Below are 17,233 nucleotides of genomic sequence, written 5' to 3' on the forward strand. Positions count from 1 at the left end.
TCGCGCTGCGGCTACACAAGAATGATGGACCAGTTTTTGCCCGGCATGGACGAGTAGTTGAAGGTGCTGACTAAGGATCGTTCCTCAGCAGGTGGTTTTCTTCAACCTACTTGGGGGTTTGCCTAACCGCAGCGGCGACCGGCCTCGTTGACCCGTTCATGCTTGGTAAGTCATCTTGAGCCCACCAGGACCGAATGCGCGGGCACGCCCAGCGCATCCGCTCAGCTGAACCAAGGAGGACACCGAAGTGGAGGAGGACGATTTCCAGCGCCTGGAACTCCTGGTATCCGAACTCGACTCCCGCGGACTTCTCGCCCGGGTCGTGCGCACCCAGTCCGGCCGCCCTTTCGTCAGGGTGATCAATCCGAACGCCACGAGCCTCGCGGAGAACGTCGTGTGCCGGGCCGCGGACTACTGGTGGTCCTGGGGAGAGCGGATGCACCGGGCGGACGACCCGGCCGGTGCGGCGCGCAAGGTCGCCCGAGTGCTCGCCGCGGTGAGCGAATAACCCACCGCGGCTCGCGGGGCCGGCGGAGCGCACGGTGCGGAGCGGCCCGTGAGCGCGGCCGTGGAGACACGGCTCGCCGGGGACGCTGTGCGCCCCCGGCCCCCACACCCTCGTGTACGGCAGGACGCCCGCCGTACACGGCACGCCGCCGTCCAGTCCGGGCCGCAGAGCCCCGGGCCGGACGGCCTCGAGGAGGATCCCCTCCGGAGAACGACACGGCGCGCGCGTCCGGGTGCGTGCGCCGGTCCTGCCGTTCGTCGCAGTGAAAGCCGCGCCCGTCGCATCGACCTCGGGCGACGGCGATCCGCCTTCCCCGGCGATGTGACGACGGCCGGTTCAGTCTGCACAATGAGTTAGGTTTACCTGCCTGTTGCCGACCGAACCGATCCGGGGGGGATCCACCTCGTGTTGCCGTACGCGCCCACGCCGTCTCCAACGTCGGACATGTTCGACCCAGCGGAAGCGATGACCGTGGTGCAGGCGCAATGCAAGAGCGGCAAGGGCCTGACGTGCGCGATCCTCAACGCGGCCTTCCCCGACGGGGTGTACCCCTGGGTTCCGCTCGTCGCCGGGATCGTCGACGTCCTGCTCACCTTCTGCCTGATCCTCGCCGTTGCTCTGGTGGTCCGGAGCATCGTGCACCGCCTCATCACCCGGGTGACGCTGCGGGCCAGCGAGGGCGTCCTGCCGGAGCGGCTCAGGAGCAGGTCACTCGACTCGACCGAGGCGAGCACGGCGATCCTCACCGAGCGCCGCAGGCAACGGGCCGAGACGATGGGCTCGGTGCTGCGGAGCCTGTCCTCGGTCGTGATCCTCGGCACCGCCGCCCTGATGATCCTGTCCAATTTGGGCATCGAGCTCGCTCCCCTGCTCACCAGCGTCGGCATCATCGGCGTCGCGGTCGGCTTCGGGGCGCAGGAGCTGGTCAAGGACTTCATCGCCGGCATGTTCATGCTGCTGGAGGACCAGTACGGCGTCGGCGACGTGATCGACACCGGGGTCGCGATCGGCACGGTGGAGGCCGTCACGCTGCGGGTCACCAGGATCCGCGACGCCGACGGCAAGGTGTGGTACGTCCGCAACGGCACCATCAGCCGGGTGGGCAACGAGTCCCAGGGCTGGTCGCGGGCCGTCCTCGACGTGCCGGTGCCGTACGAGGCGGACATCTCGGTGGTGCGGGAGTTGCTCAAGGACGTCTCCGCCGCCATGTGGGAGGAGCCGGAGTACCGCGACGTCCTGCTGGTGGAGGAGCCCCAGGTGTATGGCCTGGAGCAGATCTCGGACAAGGCCGTCATCTTCCGGGTCAGCGTCAAGACCGCTCCGGCCCAGCAGGCCGAGGTGGCCCGTGAGCTGCGCATCCGGGTCAAGCGGGCGTTCGACGAGAAGGACCTGGCCTTCGCCGCCTGAACCTACCGGCCGGTAACTGGCCTAGGCTGAAGCGGTGACAACCTTCTACGAGGCCGTCGGAGGCGAGGACACCTTCCGGCGGCTCGTCCACCGGTTCTACGAAGGCGTCGCCGAGGATCCGGTGCTGCGCCCGATGTACCCCGAAGACGACCTCCCGGGCGCCGAGGACCGGCTGCGCATGTTCCTCATCCAATACTGGGGCGGCCCCAACACCTACAGCCAGGAGCGCGGCCATCCCCGGCTCCGCATGCGGCATGTGCCGTTCGTGATCGGCGAGGCCGAACGGGACGCCTGGTTGAAGCACATGGACGACGCCGTTCGCTCGCTGGAACTCGCCCCCGAGCACGAGGAGCAACTGCTGCGCTACCTCGTCTACGCCGCGCACAGCATGATGAACGCATAACCCGGACACGCACGACCACGGGCTGCGGCTGATGGCGAACATGGTGGACCTCGTCCCCGACCACAGCTCGACGGCCCATCCGTGGTTCTGGAAGGCCCCTGAACGCGCCGGAGGAGCCGCCTGAGCTCGACCGGCACATGCTCCGGTCCTCCCCGGCAGACGGCCCGATACGGAGTCGAACAACCGGCTCTCGGTCTTCGGCGGCCTCGCGTGGCGGAATCCCTCGGCCGGGCTCGCCCGGGGACGGGCGCTCTGTCGGCGACACTTTTCCTCCCAGGGGCGGCATATCTCTACCGCGGGGAGGAATTAGGGCCAACCGCGGCAAAAGACCTTCCTCCGAAGGTTCGCCAGGATCCCGTCTATTTCCACACAAAGGGGGATACCCGGCCCGGGACGGATGCCGGGTCCCGTCAGTCCTCTACGGAGAAGCGCTTGAGGTAGGCGAGTTCGTCCTCGGAGAGCCTGCGGGGACGAGCGTTCGCGACGTCGTAGGCGACCATCACCGAACGCGCCTGGACGAAGACCTCCTCGTCGTCCCTGATCTCATAGGCGAGGGTGAACCGCACCGGCTTGATCTCGGTCACCCAGGTCTCCACCCGCACCGGTTCCGGGCGGAACGTCAGCGGACGACGGTAGTCGATCTCGTGCCGGGCGACCACCAGACCCTGGTGCGGACGGCCGCCCTCGCGGACGGGGTCCACGAACAGCATGCCGAGACGGGCGTCCTCGAGGAAGTCGAAGAACCGCACGTTGTTGACATGGCCGAGGCTGTCGATGTCCGCGAAGCGGACCTGGCGGTGGAACACATGCCGTCGATCGGCACTGTGGATCGCACTGTCGCCCGCGCGGTCGGCCGCATAGTGAGCAGCACGGCTGGCGCCGTCGGAGAGAGGTTGTCCGGACACACCGGAAACCGTATTCCACCCGCGATCCCCGCCCGCGGGCGGGGTCGCGACGGACGCCGACCGGCTAGTCTCGGGTCAGCTTGCGGTACGTGACACGGTGCGGGCGGGCCGCCTCCGCGCCGAGCCGCTCGACCTTGTTCTTCTCGTAGTCGGCGAAGTTGCCCTCGAACCAGAACCAGTTCGAGCCGCCCTCCCACGCGAGGATGTGCGTGGCGATGCGGTCGAGGAACCACCGGTCGTGCGAGGTGATCACCGCGCAGCCCGGGAAGTCGAGCAGTGCGTTCTCCAGGCTGGACAGGGTCTCGGTGTCGAGGTCGTTGGTGGGCTCGTCGAGCAGCAGCACGTTGCCGCCCTGCTTGAGGGTCAGGGCGAGGTTGAGACGGTTGCGCTCGCCGCCGGACAGGATGCCCGAGGGCTTCTGCTGGTCGGGGCCCTTGAAGCCGAACGCCGCGACGTAGGCCCGGGACGGCATCTCAACGTTGCCGACCTTGATGTGGTCGAGCCCGTCGGAGACGACCTCCCAGACGTTCTTCTTCGGGTCGATGCCTGCCCGGCTCTGGTCGGCGTAGGAGATCTTGACGGTGTCGCCGACGACGATCGAGCCGTCGTCCGGCGTCTCACCACCGGTGATCATGCGGAACAGCGTGGTCTTACCGACGCCGTTCGGGCCGATGATACCGACGATGCCGTTGCGGGGCAGGTCGAAGGACAGGCTGTCGATGAGGATGCGGTCGTCGAAGCCCTTGGAGAGCTTCTCGGCCCGGATCACCGTCGTGCCGAGGCGCGGGCCCGGCGGGATCTGGATCTCCTCGAAGTCGAGCTTGCGGTACTTGTCCGCCTCGGCGGCCATCTCCTCATAGCGCTGGAGACGGGCGCGGCTCTTGGTCTGGCGGGCCTTGGCGTTGGAGCGCACCCACTGGAGCTCATCCTCCAGGCGCTTCTTACGCTTGACGTCCTTCTGCCCCTCGACCTTCAGACGGGTGGTCTTGGCCTCCAGGTAGGTCGAGTAGTTGCCCTCGTAGGCGTAGCACCGGCCGCGGTCCATCTCGAGGATCCAGCCGGCCACGTTGTCGAGGAAGTAGCGGTCGTGGGTGACGGCCAGGACGGTCCCGGGATACTTCTCCAGGTGCTGCTCCAGCCACTGCACGCTCTCGGCGTCGAGGTGGTTGGTGGGCTCGTCGAGCAGCAGCAGGTCGGGCTGCTCCAGCAGGAGCTTGCACAGCGCGACGCGGCGGCGCTCACCACCGGAGAGCTGTGTGACGTCGGCGTCGCCGGGCGGGCAGCGGAGCGCGTCCATGGCCTGCTCGAGCTGGCTCTCCAGATCCCAGGCGTTGCGGTGGTCAAGCGCGTCCTGCAGCTTGCCCATCTCCGCCAGCAGCTCGTCGCTGTAGTCGGTGGCCATCTGCTCGGCGATCTCGTTGAAGCGGTCGAGCATCGCCTTGGTCTCGGCGACGCCCTCCTCGACATTGCCGAGGACGGTCTTGGACTCGTTGAGCGGGGGTTCCTGCTGCAGCATGCCGACCGTGAAACCGGGCATCAGCCGCGCGTCTCCGTTGGACGGCTGCTCGAGCCCCGCCATCATCTTGAGCAGCGTCGACTTGCCCGTGCCATTCGGGCCCAGGACGCCGATCTTGGCCCCGGGCAGGAAGGACAGCGTGACATCGTCGAGGACCACCTTGTCACCGTGCGCCTTGCGCACGCGCTGCATCGTGTAGATGTACTCCGGCATGACTCCAAGGGTAGTGGCACCCACGGCAGCTTCAGCCGGTCATTTCATCCCCTGTGCGCGGCGGAGGAGCCGTGGGACGCGCGGGGAGGCAGATGCGGTCACGGCCGAGCTCCTTGGCCCGGTAGAGGGCGAGATCCGCGGCGGCGAGCAGCTCGATGAGATCGTTGCCGTGCATGTTCATGATGGCCACCCCGGCCGAGATCGTCACGGTGACCATGGCGTGGTCGGCCGGGACCGCCATGCGGCCCACCCGGGAGCGCAACCGCTCGGCCACCCGCCTGGCCTCGGTGACGTCGGCCCGCGGCAGCAGGATCACGAACTCCTCGCCGCCGAACCGGCCGACCACGTCGTAGTCGCGCAGTTGGCTGCGGAGTGTGGCGGCGATCCCGATCAGCACCTGGTCGCCGACAAGGTGACCATAGGTGTCGTTGACCCGCTTGAAGTGGTCGATGTCGACGATGAGCAGCGCGAGCGTCTCACCGGTGCGCCTGGCACGGACAATCTCCGTGTCGGCCTCGCGCTGCCAGGCCGCGGCGTTGAGCAGCCCGGTCTTGGGATCGGTGCGCGCGGCGGCCTGCAACTGCGCGTGGAGCAGGCTGCGCTGCAGCAGCACGACCGGCGGCAGCGCGAGCAGCAGCAGGGCCAGGTTGAGCCCGCACGCGATGGCGACGGTCACGCCGAGGCAGAGCTCCACCGCGTCGAGCAGCGCGCTCTCGCGGTTCCAGAGGAACTCGCGCCACCGGGTGTCGGGATCGGCGGTACGCACGGCGACGGCGATGAGGGCGGTGTTGAGCACGGTGAACATGACGGCGCAGGCCACCGCCGCGAGGATGGGCGACGCCCGGCCGCTGGACAACTCGGCGGGCACGGGTATCCAGGAGTGGAACGCCAGCGAGGCGGCGCAGGCGGCAACGCCGATCGCCGCCGCGCTCAAGACCCTCCGGTAGACCACCGTGGCACGGACCCGCACCTGCAGCAGGATCTGCAGCGGGATGGGGGCGAGCAGCGCGTACAGCGGCGGGAGCAGCAGCACGACCGGGAGCCACCAGGCCGACAGCAGGTCGCGGGACACGCCGGCCGGCATGCCCAGCCGGCGGGTGGCCTCGATGCAGACGGCGCCGCAGGCGGTCAGGGCGGCGAACGCGGCGACGTGGGACGGCCGGAAGGTCGTGGAGGTCAGGAGATACGCGATCGCGGCCAGGTCCAGCGCGACGATGCCGCAGAAGTAGGCCACGAACGGACGGCGCTGGGCCAGCAGGGGCCACCGGGCGCGCCGCGAGGGCGATCCGTCCCGTGTGGCCGAGGTCTGGCTGGGCGCCGTCATCCCGTCTCCCCACGCTCCATACGCTGCTTCCAGCGTCTCACGATGTGTAACACAATAGTTGCGGAGTGTGCGTCGCGCGACGTGAACCGCTACCTTTGGCAGTCTGGCCGTCCGGGTGTCCGGGCGGCTGAAGGTAACCGCTCCTTCACGAGGGGGCCGTGTGGGAAAGGAGCAGCCATGGGCCGGGGTGTGACCTGGACCTGACAAGGGTGCTCTCGCAGCGACGCGGAAGTCGCCATCGGCCGATCCCCGGACGTTCCACAGTGGGGCACCGGCCGCGCACGGCCGATGCCCTCCCCACCCGCTGACTCTCCGCGTCACGCCGCCAGCGTCTCCGGCACGGTTTCCACCGGCCACGGCGCGAACTCCGCCGAGCCCGGCTCATCCTCGCCGGGGGACGAGCGCTCCTCCCCCTCCACGACGGCGCCGTCCGCCCGCCCCACCTCGTCACCGGAGCGCGACGCGGCCTCGGCCGGGTGCGGGGCCTCCTCGCCAGAGTGCTGGACGGCCCTCAACTCCCACTCGCGAGTGGCGTCCTCCATCTCCCGGCGCTCGTCGGCGCTGGGCATCGCCGCGAAGGATCGGACGGGCTTCTCGAAGCTCGCGATGCCCCATTTGAGGTCATGGCCCACCGATGTGGCGTCAATCTCGGCCCAGAATCTCTGCTCGCCCTGCCGGTCCTCGAACTGCTTGATCCGGAGCTTGCCGTACACGACCAGCGGATGGCCCTTGCGCACCGACTGGGCGACGTTGTCGGCGAGCGCCCGGTAGCAGCGGACCATGTAGTACGTCGTGTCCTCAGTGCTCCACGTCTGGGACTGCCGGTCGAGCACCCTGCGGTTGACCGCGAGCCGCAGGGTCGTCGCCCGCGAACCGTCGGGGAACTGGTACTGCCGGGGGTCGGCGGTCACGTTGCCGCTCAGCGTGACGTAGACGTCGCTCATCGAGTGCCTCCCAGGTCCGGACCCTCGCCGGACACCGGGACACACTCTGGCCGGGCCAGCCCCGACCGCCCGCCGCCGAATCCGGTTCTGTGGACAACCGCTGTCCTGGGGACGCCGGTGTTCGGGACCTGTTTCCGGGACCGGTTTCCAGCTTCCGAGGCCTATTTCCGGGACGCGGCGGCCACGGCTCCGATGTAGTCGTTGTAGCGCCGCAGCTCGCTCTCGACCGGTGCGATCACCATCTCCGCCGCCACGGCGGACACCCGGCGTCGCATGTCCTTCTCCAGGCGCTCGCGCTCCTTCGTGGCGCCGAGGATGACGAAGTTCCTGCTCGCCATGCCGGACAGGGCGCCCACGCCGAGAACGCCGACGATCACCAGGCCGAGCCACGGCAGCACCCCGACGTCGCCGAGGAGCCCCACCGGCGCCTTGCCCAGTTCGAACACGCCGTACGCGAGGATCGACCCGGCCCAGGCGACTCCCGCGACGAACAACACGACGAGGAGGTACTGCCAGATCTTGAGCAGCCACCACCAGCCGGGAACCCGGTCCAGGGGCGGGGCGATCTGGGACAGCTCGTCGGAGAGGGTCGCGGGAAGCTGGGCGGACCGCGACCGCGCCGCGTCGCGCACGCCCGCCCGCCAGACCTCGGGCATACCCGGCGTGATGCCGTCGGCCAGGGCCTGCACGGCGTTGTCCACCTCGGCAGGCTGCGCGCTGACGGCGCTGCCCACCAGACTGCGGATCTCCTCCTTCACGTCGCCGAGGCGCAGGCTGCTCAGCGGGTCGGGCCGCAGCTTGGCCGCCCAGCGCGCGTAGGGCCAGCCGACCCAGTCGACGGAGCGGACGCCGTACACGTTCTCCATGGCCTCGCCGAGAGCGGAGACTCCGACCGCGTCGCACAGAGCGTCGGTCAGCCCCGCGCGGCGCGCGCCGTCCACGACGGGCTCGACCTGGGAAATGTCGGAGAGGTCCTTCGCCAGAGGGGCCATCAGGCGGTCGAGGTCCGCCTCCAGCCGATGGAAGGCGGCACGGCGATCGGCCACCGACTCGGCGAGCACGGCCTTGAGGTCGTCGACGCCTTCGCCGGTGAGCGCCGAGGTCACGACCACCCGCGGGGCGTCCACGCCCTCATGGGAGAGCAGCTCTCTCAGGTCGGCCACACAGATCTCCCGCTCCTCGGGGGACAGCCGGTCGGCCTGGTTCAGCACGAAGACCGTCACCGCGTCGTGCCCGGCGAGCTCGGTGACGTAGCGCCGGTGCACGGAGGCGTCCGCGTATTTCTGCGGGTCGAGCACCCACACCACGAGGTCGGAGACCTTGATCAGGCGGTCGGCCTCCGTGTCGGTGAGCGCCCGGATCGAGTCGTGGTCGGGCAGGTCGAGCAGGATGAGCCCGTGCAGCGGGCTCTCGCCCTTGTCCAGCGCGCTGGCCCTGGCGAAGCGGTGGCGCCACTGAATCTGCAGCCAGTCGAGGAGCGGCCCGGCGCCGTCCAGGCCCCACACGCAGGCGTGGGTGCGCGCGGTGGTCGGCCTGCGCACCCCGGTCGGCGAGAGTTCGAGACCGGACACGGAGTTGAACAGGGAGGACTTGCCGCTGCCCGTTCCTCCGGCCAGCGCGACCACCGTGTGGTCCGGGGAGAGCCTGAGCCGGTCACCGGCGCGTACGAGAAGCTGGGCGGCCTCGGTGAGCGACGCCTGGTCGGCCCGGCCGGGGCCCAGCTCGACGATCCGCGCGAGAGCGGCGAACCGGGCCCCGAGGCCGTACTGGACGTCGGTGGTGCTGGCAGTCATCGTGCGACCTCGAGGTTGTACGTGGCCTGGAACAGGCGGGTGGCTGCGGCCTCGTCCGGGATGCCCGCGCCGTCGAGCGCGTCCACGTATCGCAAGGTCTCCTCGTCGAAGACCATGCCGATGCGCGCGCGCAGGTCGCTCCTGGCCTTCGCGCTGATGCTGCGCAACGACTCCGCGCCGAGGAGCCCGCGCAGCAGCCGCTGCGGCAGCGCGCCGGTGCCCGGTCCGGACGACACGTCCGTGGTGCCGTAGCCGAGCAGGCCGACCGTGAAGATCAGGGAGAGCGACTCGACGTCGAAGGAGACGAGCCGCGCCACCGAGCGCTTGGTCACGCCTTCGGTCCTGATCAGCTCGGTCACGTGGTCCTGCCAGGCGCCGATGGCGCGCGAGGTGCGATACGTGGCCTCGTCGGAGGAGCGGCCGAGGCCCGGGGTCACGGCGAGCCGGTCGCCCGTGCCGGCCCGCTGCTTCCAGCGCGCGATCACCTCCTCCGCCGCCCGCTGACCAGCCGAATTGATCATGCTTTCGAGCGCGGTCCTGATCGCCGCCCTGAGCGCGCGCAGCCGCTGCGGTCCCTGCTGGTGGCCCTTGCCGCCCCGGCGGAGCTGAAGCGTGCGGATCAGGTCACCGGATCCGGCGAAGTCCTGCCAGCGGGCGAGCACCTCGCCGCGCAGCAGGGAGCCGTTCCTGGTGGCCTCGTCGATGTCGGCCAGCGCGCCCATGTAGGCGGCGTCCACGTCGGAACGCAGGTCCGCGCGCAGCGCCACCTGAGTCTCCAGATGCCTCGCCAGGGCGGGGACACGGGTCCTGAAGCTGTCCAGGACGCCTTTCAGGGTCGTCTGCACGGCAGCGGCGCGCCGCTCGTCGTCGACGGACAGGTCGGCCAGCCACATCCGCAGCTCGGTGACCTCCTTGTCGGGGAGGCGCCCGTCGGTGACCGCGGTCTCCTTGATCACGAACCGCTCCGCGTCGGCCAGGCCGTACTCGTCGAGCATCCGGCCGAAGTGCTTCACGATGACGTCACGGGACTTCTCCGGCATGCGGGACAGCACGATCACCAGGCGCGCGCCGCGTTCCTTGGCCAGCCGCAGCAGGTTCCACGAGGGCGCGTCGGCGTACCGGGAGGCGGTGGTCACGAAGACCCACAGGTCGGCCGCGTCGAGCATGCGATGCGCGATCTCGTGGTGCTCCTCGACGACCGAGTCGATGTCCGGTGTGTCCAGCAGGGCCACGCCAGGTGGAAGGCGTTCGGTGGTGGACAGCACGACGCTGCCCACGCCCGCGCCTTCGGCGGGCCGGTCCAGCCGGGTCACCCCCCCGAGCAGGTCGCCCTCGGCGAACCACTCGTGGTCGTCGGGGTGGCAGACCAGCACCGGCGTCCCGGTGGTCGGGCGGCGCACCCCGGTCGCGCTCACCCGCTGCGCCGCCAGTGTGTTGACCAACGTGGACTTACCCGCGCCGGTGGAGCCCGCCACGACGATCAATGCGGGGGCGGTGCTCATGTGCACGCGCGGGATGACGTAGTCCTCGAGCTGGGCCAGTACCGCGGCCTGCGCCTTCCGCGCCTCGTCCGCGCCCGGCACGTCGAGGCCGAAGTGCAGGTCCTCGACCGCCAGACGGAGCTGGTCGAGCGACTCCGTCAACGCTGCGGAGACCGGATCCGGCAGCGGTACGGCACGTACCCTGCCGGCCAGAGCTCCTTCGGCCTCTTCTGCCTGCTCGTCGGCCCGCTCCGCAACCTCGGCCTGCTCCGTGTCCCGGGGCTGCTCCGTGTCCCGGGGCTGCTCCGTGTCCCGGGGCTGCTCTGTGTCCCAGGGCTGCTCCGGGTCCTCGGGCTGTCGCGGTTCCTCGCTTTGCCCGAGCCGCTCGGCGTCCTCGCTGCCCCAGGTCTCCTCGCTGCCCCAGGTCTCCTCGGAGCGCCCGGGCTCGGCGTGCTCGCCGTCCTCGCTCTCCTCGACGCGGTCCGCCCGCCCGGCGGGCTCACCGTCGCGAAGACTTTCCTGAAGCTCCGCGATCTCCGCGCGAGCCTCGATCGCCTCGCCTCGTTCGGCGTGCTGAGCATCCCCTGTGTCGCCGGAACGCTCGATGTCCTCGGGGTGCCTACGGTCCTCGAACCGCTCCTCCCCGGCGCCGGTCGCATCGGTGCCGATCAGGCCGATCAGGCCGGGCTCGCCGAACGCGTCGGAGGCGTCAAAAGCGGCCGGCTCCTCGGACGTGAGGTCGAGTTCCTCGGCCGCACTCGCCGTCAGGCCGGTGTCCGGCAAGTGCTCGGCCTCCGTCTGCTCGGCGCCGGTCGCCTGTGCCGTAGCGTCGATCGGGTCGCCCGCCGGCTCGGCGTGCTCGCCCATGGCCGCCGCAGCCGAGCTCCCGGCGATCGCGTCTTCCGCGTGTCCGAGGGCTTCCGCGTCGGACGGCCCGGCCGCGTCGAAGGCGTCCCAACCGGGGATGCCCTCGTCCACGGGGGCGAATCCGGAGCTCACCACGTCGGCCGGATCCGGCGCGTGCGCGGATCCCGACGCGTCGGGATCGTCCCTGGTCGGACTGGGAGCCGATCGCGGTGCGAAGGCGTCCCATTCCCCGGAATCCTCCGACCGCTTACGCGTGGAGGGAGCGTCCCAGACGGAGACGTCCTGCTCCGGCGGCTCCCCGGCCGACGTCTCGCGAGCGGCCTCCCAGACGACCATTTCGTCTCCCGCGCTCTCAGTCGCGGGGGTCTCGCGGGTGGGGAGTCCCTGCGCGCCGAGGTGACCGCCCAGAGGCGTACGTCTGGGCTGCCGCGTGGCGAAGGCGTCCCATCCCGGGGTGGCCCACGCGGTGCGGTCGCCGATGCCGCCCGGGCGGCTCGGCCCGCCGGCGTCGGTCATCTCGGGCGCGGTGGTGTCCTTGGCCGCGGTGGTGGAGCCACTGGCAGGGGTGGCGGGTCGCACCGTGAAGCCGTCCCACGTGTCGCCGGTGTCCCAGTCAGGACGGGCGGGGCCGGCTGCCGGTACGGCGAGGCCGCTCGCGGCGGCCTGATCCCCAACGGCCCGATCGTCGTCGGCGGGGTCGGTGTCCCGGATGGGGCGGAAGGCGATCGTCTGCTCTCCCAGTCTCTCCGGGTGCTCATCGGTGTGATCGATGGCCTGCTCCTCGTTCTCGGCGTGGCCGGGCCGGTCGACGGGCCCGTTGTCGGGCGTCTTCCTGGCAGCCGATTTCACGGGATCCGCTCCGCTCGCACCATTTCGATCTCCTGGCCGACTCTGACGACGTCACCGACGATCACGATCGCCGGCGGCCGTATCCCGGTCGCGGTCACGCGCTCCGCCACCGTGGCGAGCGTGGCGGCGAGTGCTCGTTGGGTGGGAAGAGTACCGTCCTGCACCACCATCACGGGAGTCTCCGGCGAACGTCCGTCTCGTACGAGTGCGTCGGCGATCTCCGCGATCCGTTCGACTCCCATGAGCAGTATCAGCGTTCCCTTGGATCTCGCCAGTCCCGGCCAGTCGACCGTCGATCTCGGGTCGTCGGGCGCCACGTGGACGGAGATCACGTGGAACTCCTGGCTGACCCCCCTGTGCGTGACGGGCACTCCGGCGGCGGCGGGAACCGCGACCGCGCTGGTGACGCCCGGCACCACCGTGACCGGGATGCCGGCGCGGGCGCAGGCGATCATCTCCTCGCCGCCGCGCCCGAAGACGAACGGGTCGCCGCCCTTGAGCCGGACGACGAACTTGCCCTGCCTGGCGTGTTCGACCAGCAGCTCGTTGATCCGTTCCTGCGCGAGGAAGCGGCCGTACGGGATCTTGGCGGCGTCGATGAGCTCGACGTCGGGCGACAGCTCGTCGAGCAGGCCCCGCGGGGCGAGCCGGTCGGCGACGACGACGTCCGCCTGGGCGAGCAGCTGGCGGCCCCGGACGGTGATCAGGCCGGGGTCGCCCGGTCCGCCGCCGACGAGCGCGACGCCGACGGGCTTGCCGCGGTGCCTCCGCGCGTCAACCGTGCCGTCGCGGAGCGCGTCGACGACCGCGTCGCGGATGCCCGCGGCTCTGCGGGGGTCGCCCCCGGCGGTGACCGCGACGCCGATCTCGCCGACCCGGCCGCTCGCGGGCGTCCAGGCCGCGGACGCCTCCTTGTCGTCGGCGCGTACGCACCAGATGCGCTTGGCCTCGGCCTCGGCGGCGACCGCCGTGTTCACCTCGCGCCGGTCGGTGCACGCGTGCACGAGCCACGCGCCGTCGCAGTCGCCGACCTGGTACGGCCTGCGCTCCCACAGGATGCGGCCGTCGGCGATCAGGTCGTCGAGGGCCGGGGTGACGCTGGGCGAGACGAGGGTGACCGACGCCCCGGCGTCGAGCAACGCGGGGATCCTCCGCTGCGCGACACGGCCGCCGCCCACGACCAGGACCCGCCGCTCATCCAGGCGAAGGCCAAGCAGGTAGGGCGCCATGACCCCAATCTCCCTCGTGCGTCAAGCGTGATCTGTTAGGAGGCAAATTTACCGGCTGACCGATGACCGGCGGCTCAGCGGATCAGGGTTCGTCGGGCGGGGCGGCCACCGTGACGCCCGCGCGGTAGATCTTACGGTAGGGGCGTCATCCCTCCTTGTCGGTCACTCCGGCTGAGTCGAAGGTGGCGACCTCGTGCATCACGCGTACGGCGGCGCTGACCAGCGGGTGGGCGAGCAGGCCTCCGGTGCCCTCGCCGAGGCGGAGTTCGAGGTCCACGAGGGGCCGCAGGCCGAGGTGGTCGAGGGCGGCCGCGTGGCCGGGCTCGGCCGAGCGGTGTCCCGCGACGCAGTAGCCCGCGGCGGCGGGGGCGAGGGCCACGGCGGCGAGCGCCGCCGAACCGGCGATCACGCCGTCGAGGATGACCGGCACGCGCGCCGCGGCCGCGCCGAGGATGAACCCGGCGATGGCGGCGTGCTCCAGCCCTCCGACGGCGGCGAGCGCGCGGAGCGCGTCGTCCCGGTGTTCCGGCGCGAAGCCGTCGGCCTCCCGGAGCCGGTTGACCTTCAGGGCCCGCCGCACGATGTCGATCTTGTGCTGGTGGGTAGCGTCGTCGATGCCGGTGCCGCGGCCGGTCACCTCGGCGGGGTTGCGCCCGGTGTAGGCGCAGATGAGCGCGGCGGACGCGGTGGTGTTGGCGATGCCCATGTCTCCGGTGATCAGGCAGCGGCCGCCGGCCTCGATGAGGTCCCGGGCCACCTCGACGCCCACCGCGAGGGCGGCTTCGGCCTGGTCCCCGGTCATGGCGGGGCCGAGGGACAGGTCGGCCGTGCCGTACGCGACCTTGCGGGCGCGCAGGCCGGACGCGGCGGGCAGGTCGGCGGCGACGCCGACGTCGACCACGGTCACCGAGGCGCCGGCCGAAGCGGCGAAGGCGTTGGCGACGGCGCCTCCGGCCAGGAAGTTGGCCACCATCTGGGTGGTGACCTCCTGCGGCCACGGGGAGACGCCCTGGGCGTGGACGCCGTGGTCGGCGGCGAAGATCGCGAGCGCGGCGGGCTCGGGCATCGGCGGCGGGCAGGCTCCCGCGGCCCCGGCCAGCCGTACGGCGACGTCTTCGAGCGCGCCGAGCGCGCCGCGCGGCTTGGTGAGCCGGTCCTGGTGCTCCCTCGCCCGCGCCATCGCGTCCTGATCGGGCGGGCGGATCGCCGAGATCGTCTCATCAAGCAGTGACACGCGTGCTCTCCAACGTCAGACGGGGGTGGGGATCTCCGACTCGGGCTCGTCCCTGGCGATCCGCTCGACGGCCAGGGCCTCCGTGAACCGGCGGCGGGCCGTCCACACTCCCGTGTCGGCCGCGCCGGACGGTGCGCCGGACAGCGCCTCCTCGTACCGGTCGATGACGACGTCGGCCAGGCCCTCGCAGTCGCCGATGACCTCGGCGCAGCGGATGTCGAGGCCTTCGTGGTTCGCGCCGTACGCCAAGGCCTGGGCCCAGATGCGCTCCAGGACGCCACCGGCGAACAGGAGGTACGGCAGGACGATCACGCGCTTGGCGCCGAGCCTGCGGCAGCGCTCCAGGCCGCCGGGCACGCCGGGCCTGTTGTGCGAGACGTAGGCGGTCTCGACGGTCAGCATGTCGGGGACGTGGGTCTCCCAGAACAGCCGGGAGACCCGGTGCACCTCGGCGTTGACGGCGGGGTCGACGGCTCCGTGCCCGACGAGGACCACGGCCGTCTCCGCGGGGTCGACGTCCTCGGGGATCTCATCGATGACGAGCCGGGGCATGTCGGCCTGGGCGTCCGCGAGCCGCTCGGCGAGCAGTTCGAGCACGCGCGGATCGGGGCCGAGCGGCCGGGCGAGGTCGAACTCCAGGGTCGGGTGGCGTTCCTGCTCCAGCGCCAGCGTGCCGGGGATGTCGCCCAGGGCCTCGCGGTCGCCCGTGAGGCTGAGCGGCAGCGCGATGACGTGGTGGTGGCCATGCGCGATCAGCGAGGAGATGGAGTCGCTGAGCTGTGGCTTGGCCTTCGTGATGAAGCCACCGGTCACCTCGGCGACGCGCTGGTCGAGTCGGCAGCGGAGCCGATGGACGAACCTGCCGAACTCGGCGACGCCGGTCTCATCGTGGGTCCCGTGCCCAACGAGCAGCAGCGGCGGTTTCATCTGCCTGATCTCCCATGCCTTGACCTGCGGATTTGTAATCCGGCTCGCGAGGATAGCCGACGCTGCCGACGGCGGGCACTGCTCGCGCCGTAGGCAAGGGTCAGGAGGGCGAGACGATCATCCGGCCGGTAGCCGCTCCATACTTAGGAAATTTCATTGCATTTCCCCTTTGAGCACACTGAACATTACGGCATCGGAGCGGCCTCCGGGCACCGGAAGCGCCTGACGGAGGACGCCTTCCTGGACAAATCCGGCTCTTCTGGCCGCCGCCTGGCTCGCGTGGTTGCCGGTCGCGATGACCAGTTGGACGCGATGGAAGCCGAGCGTCAGGAGATGCCCGGTGACGATCCGCGTGGCCTCTGTGGCGTAACCCTGCCTCCGTGCCCACGGTGACACCCAGTAGCCCACCTCGACGTCGCCACGCTCCCGGTCGGCCCGCTGCACGCCGACGGCCCCGGCCAGCCGCCCGCCGTCCCGCGGCTCGATCGCGAAGTTGGCGCCGGAGATGCCGTTCGTGTGCGCCAGGCGGGTGCACCACTCCACGGCGCGTTCGAGGGTGTATCCGGCGGCCCAGGGCATCCAGCGGCCGATCTCCGGGTCGTCCGTGACCGCGGCGAGCACGTCGAAGGCGTCCCGTCTGGCGAACGGCCGCAGGATGACGCGCTCGCCGCTGAGCCGGCTGTCGAAGACCGTACGGCCGTCGCCGCGCAGCAGGCCGAAGACCACCAGGTCGTGCGGGCCGTCGTCCTCGAACCCGGCGCCGCGCAGCACGCCCTCCCGGGTGAAGCCGGCTTTCTCCGCGACCCGGATGGAGGCGGTGTTGTCCAGGTTGGCGCGCAGCTCGACCCGGCGGAGCGGCCCGATGCCGAGCACGCGGTCGGTGAGCCCCCTGACCGCCTCGGGGGCGTATCCGCGCCCTCGGTGGACCGGGCGTACGCCGTAGCCGACCTCGGTGGTGCCCGCGCCCCACTGCGTCTTGAACAGACTGATGGCCCCGACGATCATGCCCCGCGCCTCCATCGCCAGGTGGATGCCCTGGCCCGAGCGCCACAGTTCGTGCACGCCCTGGGAGAGCCAGGAGGCGATGCCGAGGGGGTGGCCCGGAGCGCCCGGCGGCAGGCCGGTGGTGTGCCCGCCCTCCTTGATGATCTCGCGGACCTGCCCGGCGTCTCCGGGGCCGAAAGGCCGCAGCACGAGCCGCTCCGTGGTGATCGTGAGGTGCTCGTCAAACACGGATTCCCTCCGGATGCGATGTTTGGGGGGGACGGGACGGGTACGGGCCTCCACATGACCCGATTCGGGAGGTGAGGTCATGAGTATCCGACGCGGTAGCGACAAGCACGGCCCCCGCATGGACGACGAGCAGAAGCATGAGACGGAGGGTCTCACACGGGGCGGCAGAACGCCCTCCGGCATCACTCCCGCGGACGTCGAACGCCGGAGCAATCTGGCGAAGTGGCTGAGCGACGCCGAATATCCGGCGAACCGCGAGAACCTGCTGGCCCACGCCGAGAGGAAGAGCGCTCCCGACGCCGTGATCGAGGCCGTGCGCCAGCTGCCCGAGCTCAAGTTCCACAACGTCGGTGAGGTGGCCGAGGCCCTCGGACTCGGCGTGGAACGCCACCACTGCTGA

14 protein-coding genes are annotated in these 17,233 nt (G+C 70.8%); 4 read left to right on the plus strand and 10 right to left on the minus strand.

Going from position 1 to position 17,233, the window contains the following annotated elements; translation table 11 throughout:
• Positions 1-247: 247 nt before the first annotated feature.
• From QSK17_RS24605 to QSK17_RS24615, 3 genes are all read left to right on the plus strand, one after another.
• Positions 248-508, plus strand: coding sequence for a hypothetical protein (locus tag QSK17_RS24605; protein ID WP_061260529.1), 261 nt, complete (start codon positions 248-250; stop codon positions 506-508).
• Between the two features lie 444 nt (positions 509-952).
• Positions 953-1,915 carry a mechanosensitive ion channel family protein gene (locus tag QSK17_RS24610; protein WP_285707585.1) on the plus strand — a complete coding sequence of 321 codons (963 nt, stop codon included), beginning with the start codon at positions 953-955 and terminating at the stop codon, positions 1,913-1,915.
• Between the two features lie 34 nt (positions 1,916-1,949).
• Entirely contained in the window at positions 1,950-2,318 is a 369-nt protein-coding gene (locus QSK17_RS24615; protein ID WP_285707586.1) for a globin, read from the plus strand.
• A 410-nt stretch (positions 2,319-2,728) separates the two neighbouring features.
• Here QSK17_RS24615 and QSK17_RS24620 read toward each other — a convergent pair whose 3' ends face one another.
• The 10 genes from QSK17_RS24620 to QSK17_RS24665 all read right to left on the minus strand — a co-directional run bounded on the left by QSK17_RS24620 (position 2,729) and on the right by QSK17_RS24665 (position 16,833).
• Positions 2,729-3,223: an acyl-CoA thioesterase gene (locus QSK17_RS24620; protein WP_352231837.1), complete on the minus strand. Its 495-nt coding sequence runs from the start codon at positions 3,221-3,223 to the stop codon at positions 2,729-2,731.
• 64 nt (positions 3,224-3,287) lie between these two features.
• The gene (ettA, locus tag QSK17_RS24625; RefSeq protein WP_285707587.1) at positions 3,288-4,952 is read right to left on the minus strand and encodes an energy-dependent translational throttle protein EttA; all 1,665 of its coding nucleotides are present in this window, start codon (positions 4,950-4,952) and stop codon (positions 3,288-3,290) included.
• Positions 4,953-4,983: 31 nt separating this feature from the next.
• The gene (locus QSK17_RS24630; protein ID WP_285707588.1) at positions 4,984-6,276 is read right to left on the minus strand and encodes a GGDEF domain-containing protein; all 1,293 of its coding nucleotides are present in this window, start codon (positions 6,274-6,276) and stop codon (positions 4,984-4,986) included.
• A gap of 317 nt (positions 6,277-6,593) precedes the next feature.
• Positions 6,594-7,220 carry a single-stranded DNA-binding protein gene (locus QSK17_RS24635; RefSeq protein ID WP_285707589.1) on the minus strand — a complete coding sequence of 209 codons (627 nt, stop codon included), beginning with the start codon at positions 7,218-7,220 and terminating at the stop codon, positions 6,594-6,596.
• 161 nt (positions 7,221-7,381) lie between these two features.
• Positions 7,382-9,013 carry a P-loop NTPase family protein gene (locus tag QSK17_RS24640; protein ID WP_285707590.1) on the minus strand — a complete coding sequence of 544 codons (1,632 nt, stop codon included), beginning with the start codon at positions 9,011-9,013 and terminating at the stop codon, positions 7,382-7,384.
• The gene (locus QSK17_RS24645; RefSeq protein WP_285707592.1) at positions 9,010-12,210 is read right to left on the minus strand and encodes a GTPase; all 3,201 of its coding nucleotides are present in this window, start codon (positions 12,208-12,210) and stop codon (positions 9,010-9,012) included. The genes QSK17_RS24640 and QSK17_RS24645 overlap by 4 nt, the downstream gene beginning before the upstream one ends.
• Entirely contained in the window at positions 12,207-13,439 is a 1,233-nt protein-coding gene (cobA, locus tag QSK17_RS24650; RefSeq protein ID WP_285707593.1) for a uroporphyrinogen-III C-methyltransferase, read from the minus strand. Before cobA ends, QSK17_RS24645 begins: the two co-directional genes overlap by 4 nt.
• 145 nt (positions 13,440-13,584) lie before the next feature.
• Positions 13,585-14,673 (minus strand): nicotinate-nucleotide--dimethylbenzimidazole phosphoribosyltransferase, encoded by a 1,089-nt coding sequence (gene cobT / locus QSK17_RS24655; RefSeq protein WP_285707594.1) that lies wholly within the window; start codon positions 14,671-14,673, stop codon positions 13,585-13,587.
• A gap of 15 nt (positions 14,674-14,688) precedes the next feature.
• A complete protein-coding gene (locus QSK17_RS24660) occupies positions 14,689-15,600 on the minus strand; it encodes a sirohydrochlorin chelatase (protein ID WP_285707595.1) in 912 nt (303 codons plus the stop codon).
• A 153-nt stretch (positions 15,601-15,753) separates the two neighbouring features.
• Positions 15,754-16,833: a GNAT family N-acetyltransferase gene (locus QSK17_RS24665; RefSeq protein ID WP_285707596.1), complete on the minus strand. Its 1,080-nt coding sequence runs from the start codon at positions 16,831-16,833 to the stop codon at positions 15,754-15,756.
• Between the two features lie 79 nt (positions 16,834-16,912).
• Between QSK17_RS24665 and QSK17_RS24670 the strand changes: the two genes are divergently transcribed.
• Entirely contained in the window at positions 16,913-17,233 is a 321-nt protein-coding gene (locus QSK17_RS24670) for a DUF2795 domain-containing protein (protein WP_285707597.1), read from the plus strand.

Origin of the sequence: Microtetraspora sp. NBRC 16547 (genome assembly GCF_030268965.1) — a bacterium.
Classification (GTDB): domain Bacteria; phylum Actinomycetota; class Actinomycetes; order Streptosporangiales; family Streptosporangiaceae; genus Microtetraspora.

Bases quoted from the DNA above. Each gene is read 5' to 3' on its own strand.
- QSK17_RS24610 (WP_285707585.1), top strand. From the start codon at position 953: ATGTTCGACCCAGCGGAAGCGATGACCGTGGTGCAGGCGCAATGCAAG.
- ettA (WP_285707587.1), bottom strand. From the start codon at position 4,952: ATGCCGGAGTACATCTACACGATGCAGCGCGTGCGCAAGGCGCACGGT.
- QSK17_RS24630 (WP_285707588.1), bottom strand. From the start codon at position 6,276: ATGACGGCGCCCAGCCAGACCTCGGCCACACGGGACGGATCGCCCTCG.
- QSK17_RS24635 (WP_285707589.1), bottom strand. From the start codon at position 7,220: ATGAGCGACGTCTACGTCACGCTGAGCGGCAACGTGACCGCCGACCCC.
- QSK17_RS24640 (WP_285707590.1), bottom strand. From the start codon at position 9,013: ATGACTGCCAGCACCACCGACGTCCAGTACGGCCTCGGGGCCCGGTTC.
- cobA (WP_285707593.1), bottom strand. From the start codon at position 13,439: ATGGCGCCCTACCTGCTTGGCCTTCGCCTGGATGAGCGGCGGGTCCTG.
- QSK17_RS24660 (WP_285707595.1), bottom strand. From the start codon at position 15,600: ATGAAACCGCCGCTGCTGCTCGTTGGGCACGGGACCCACGATGAGACC.
- QSK17_RS24670 (WP_285707597.1), top strand. From the start codon at position 16,913: ATGAGTATCCGACGCGGTAGCGACAAGCACGGCCCCCGCATGGACGAC.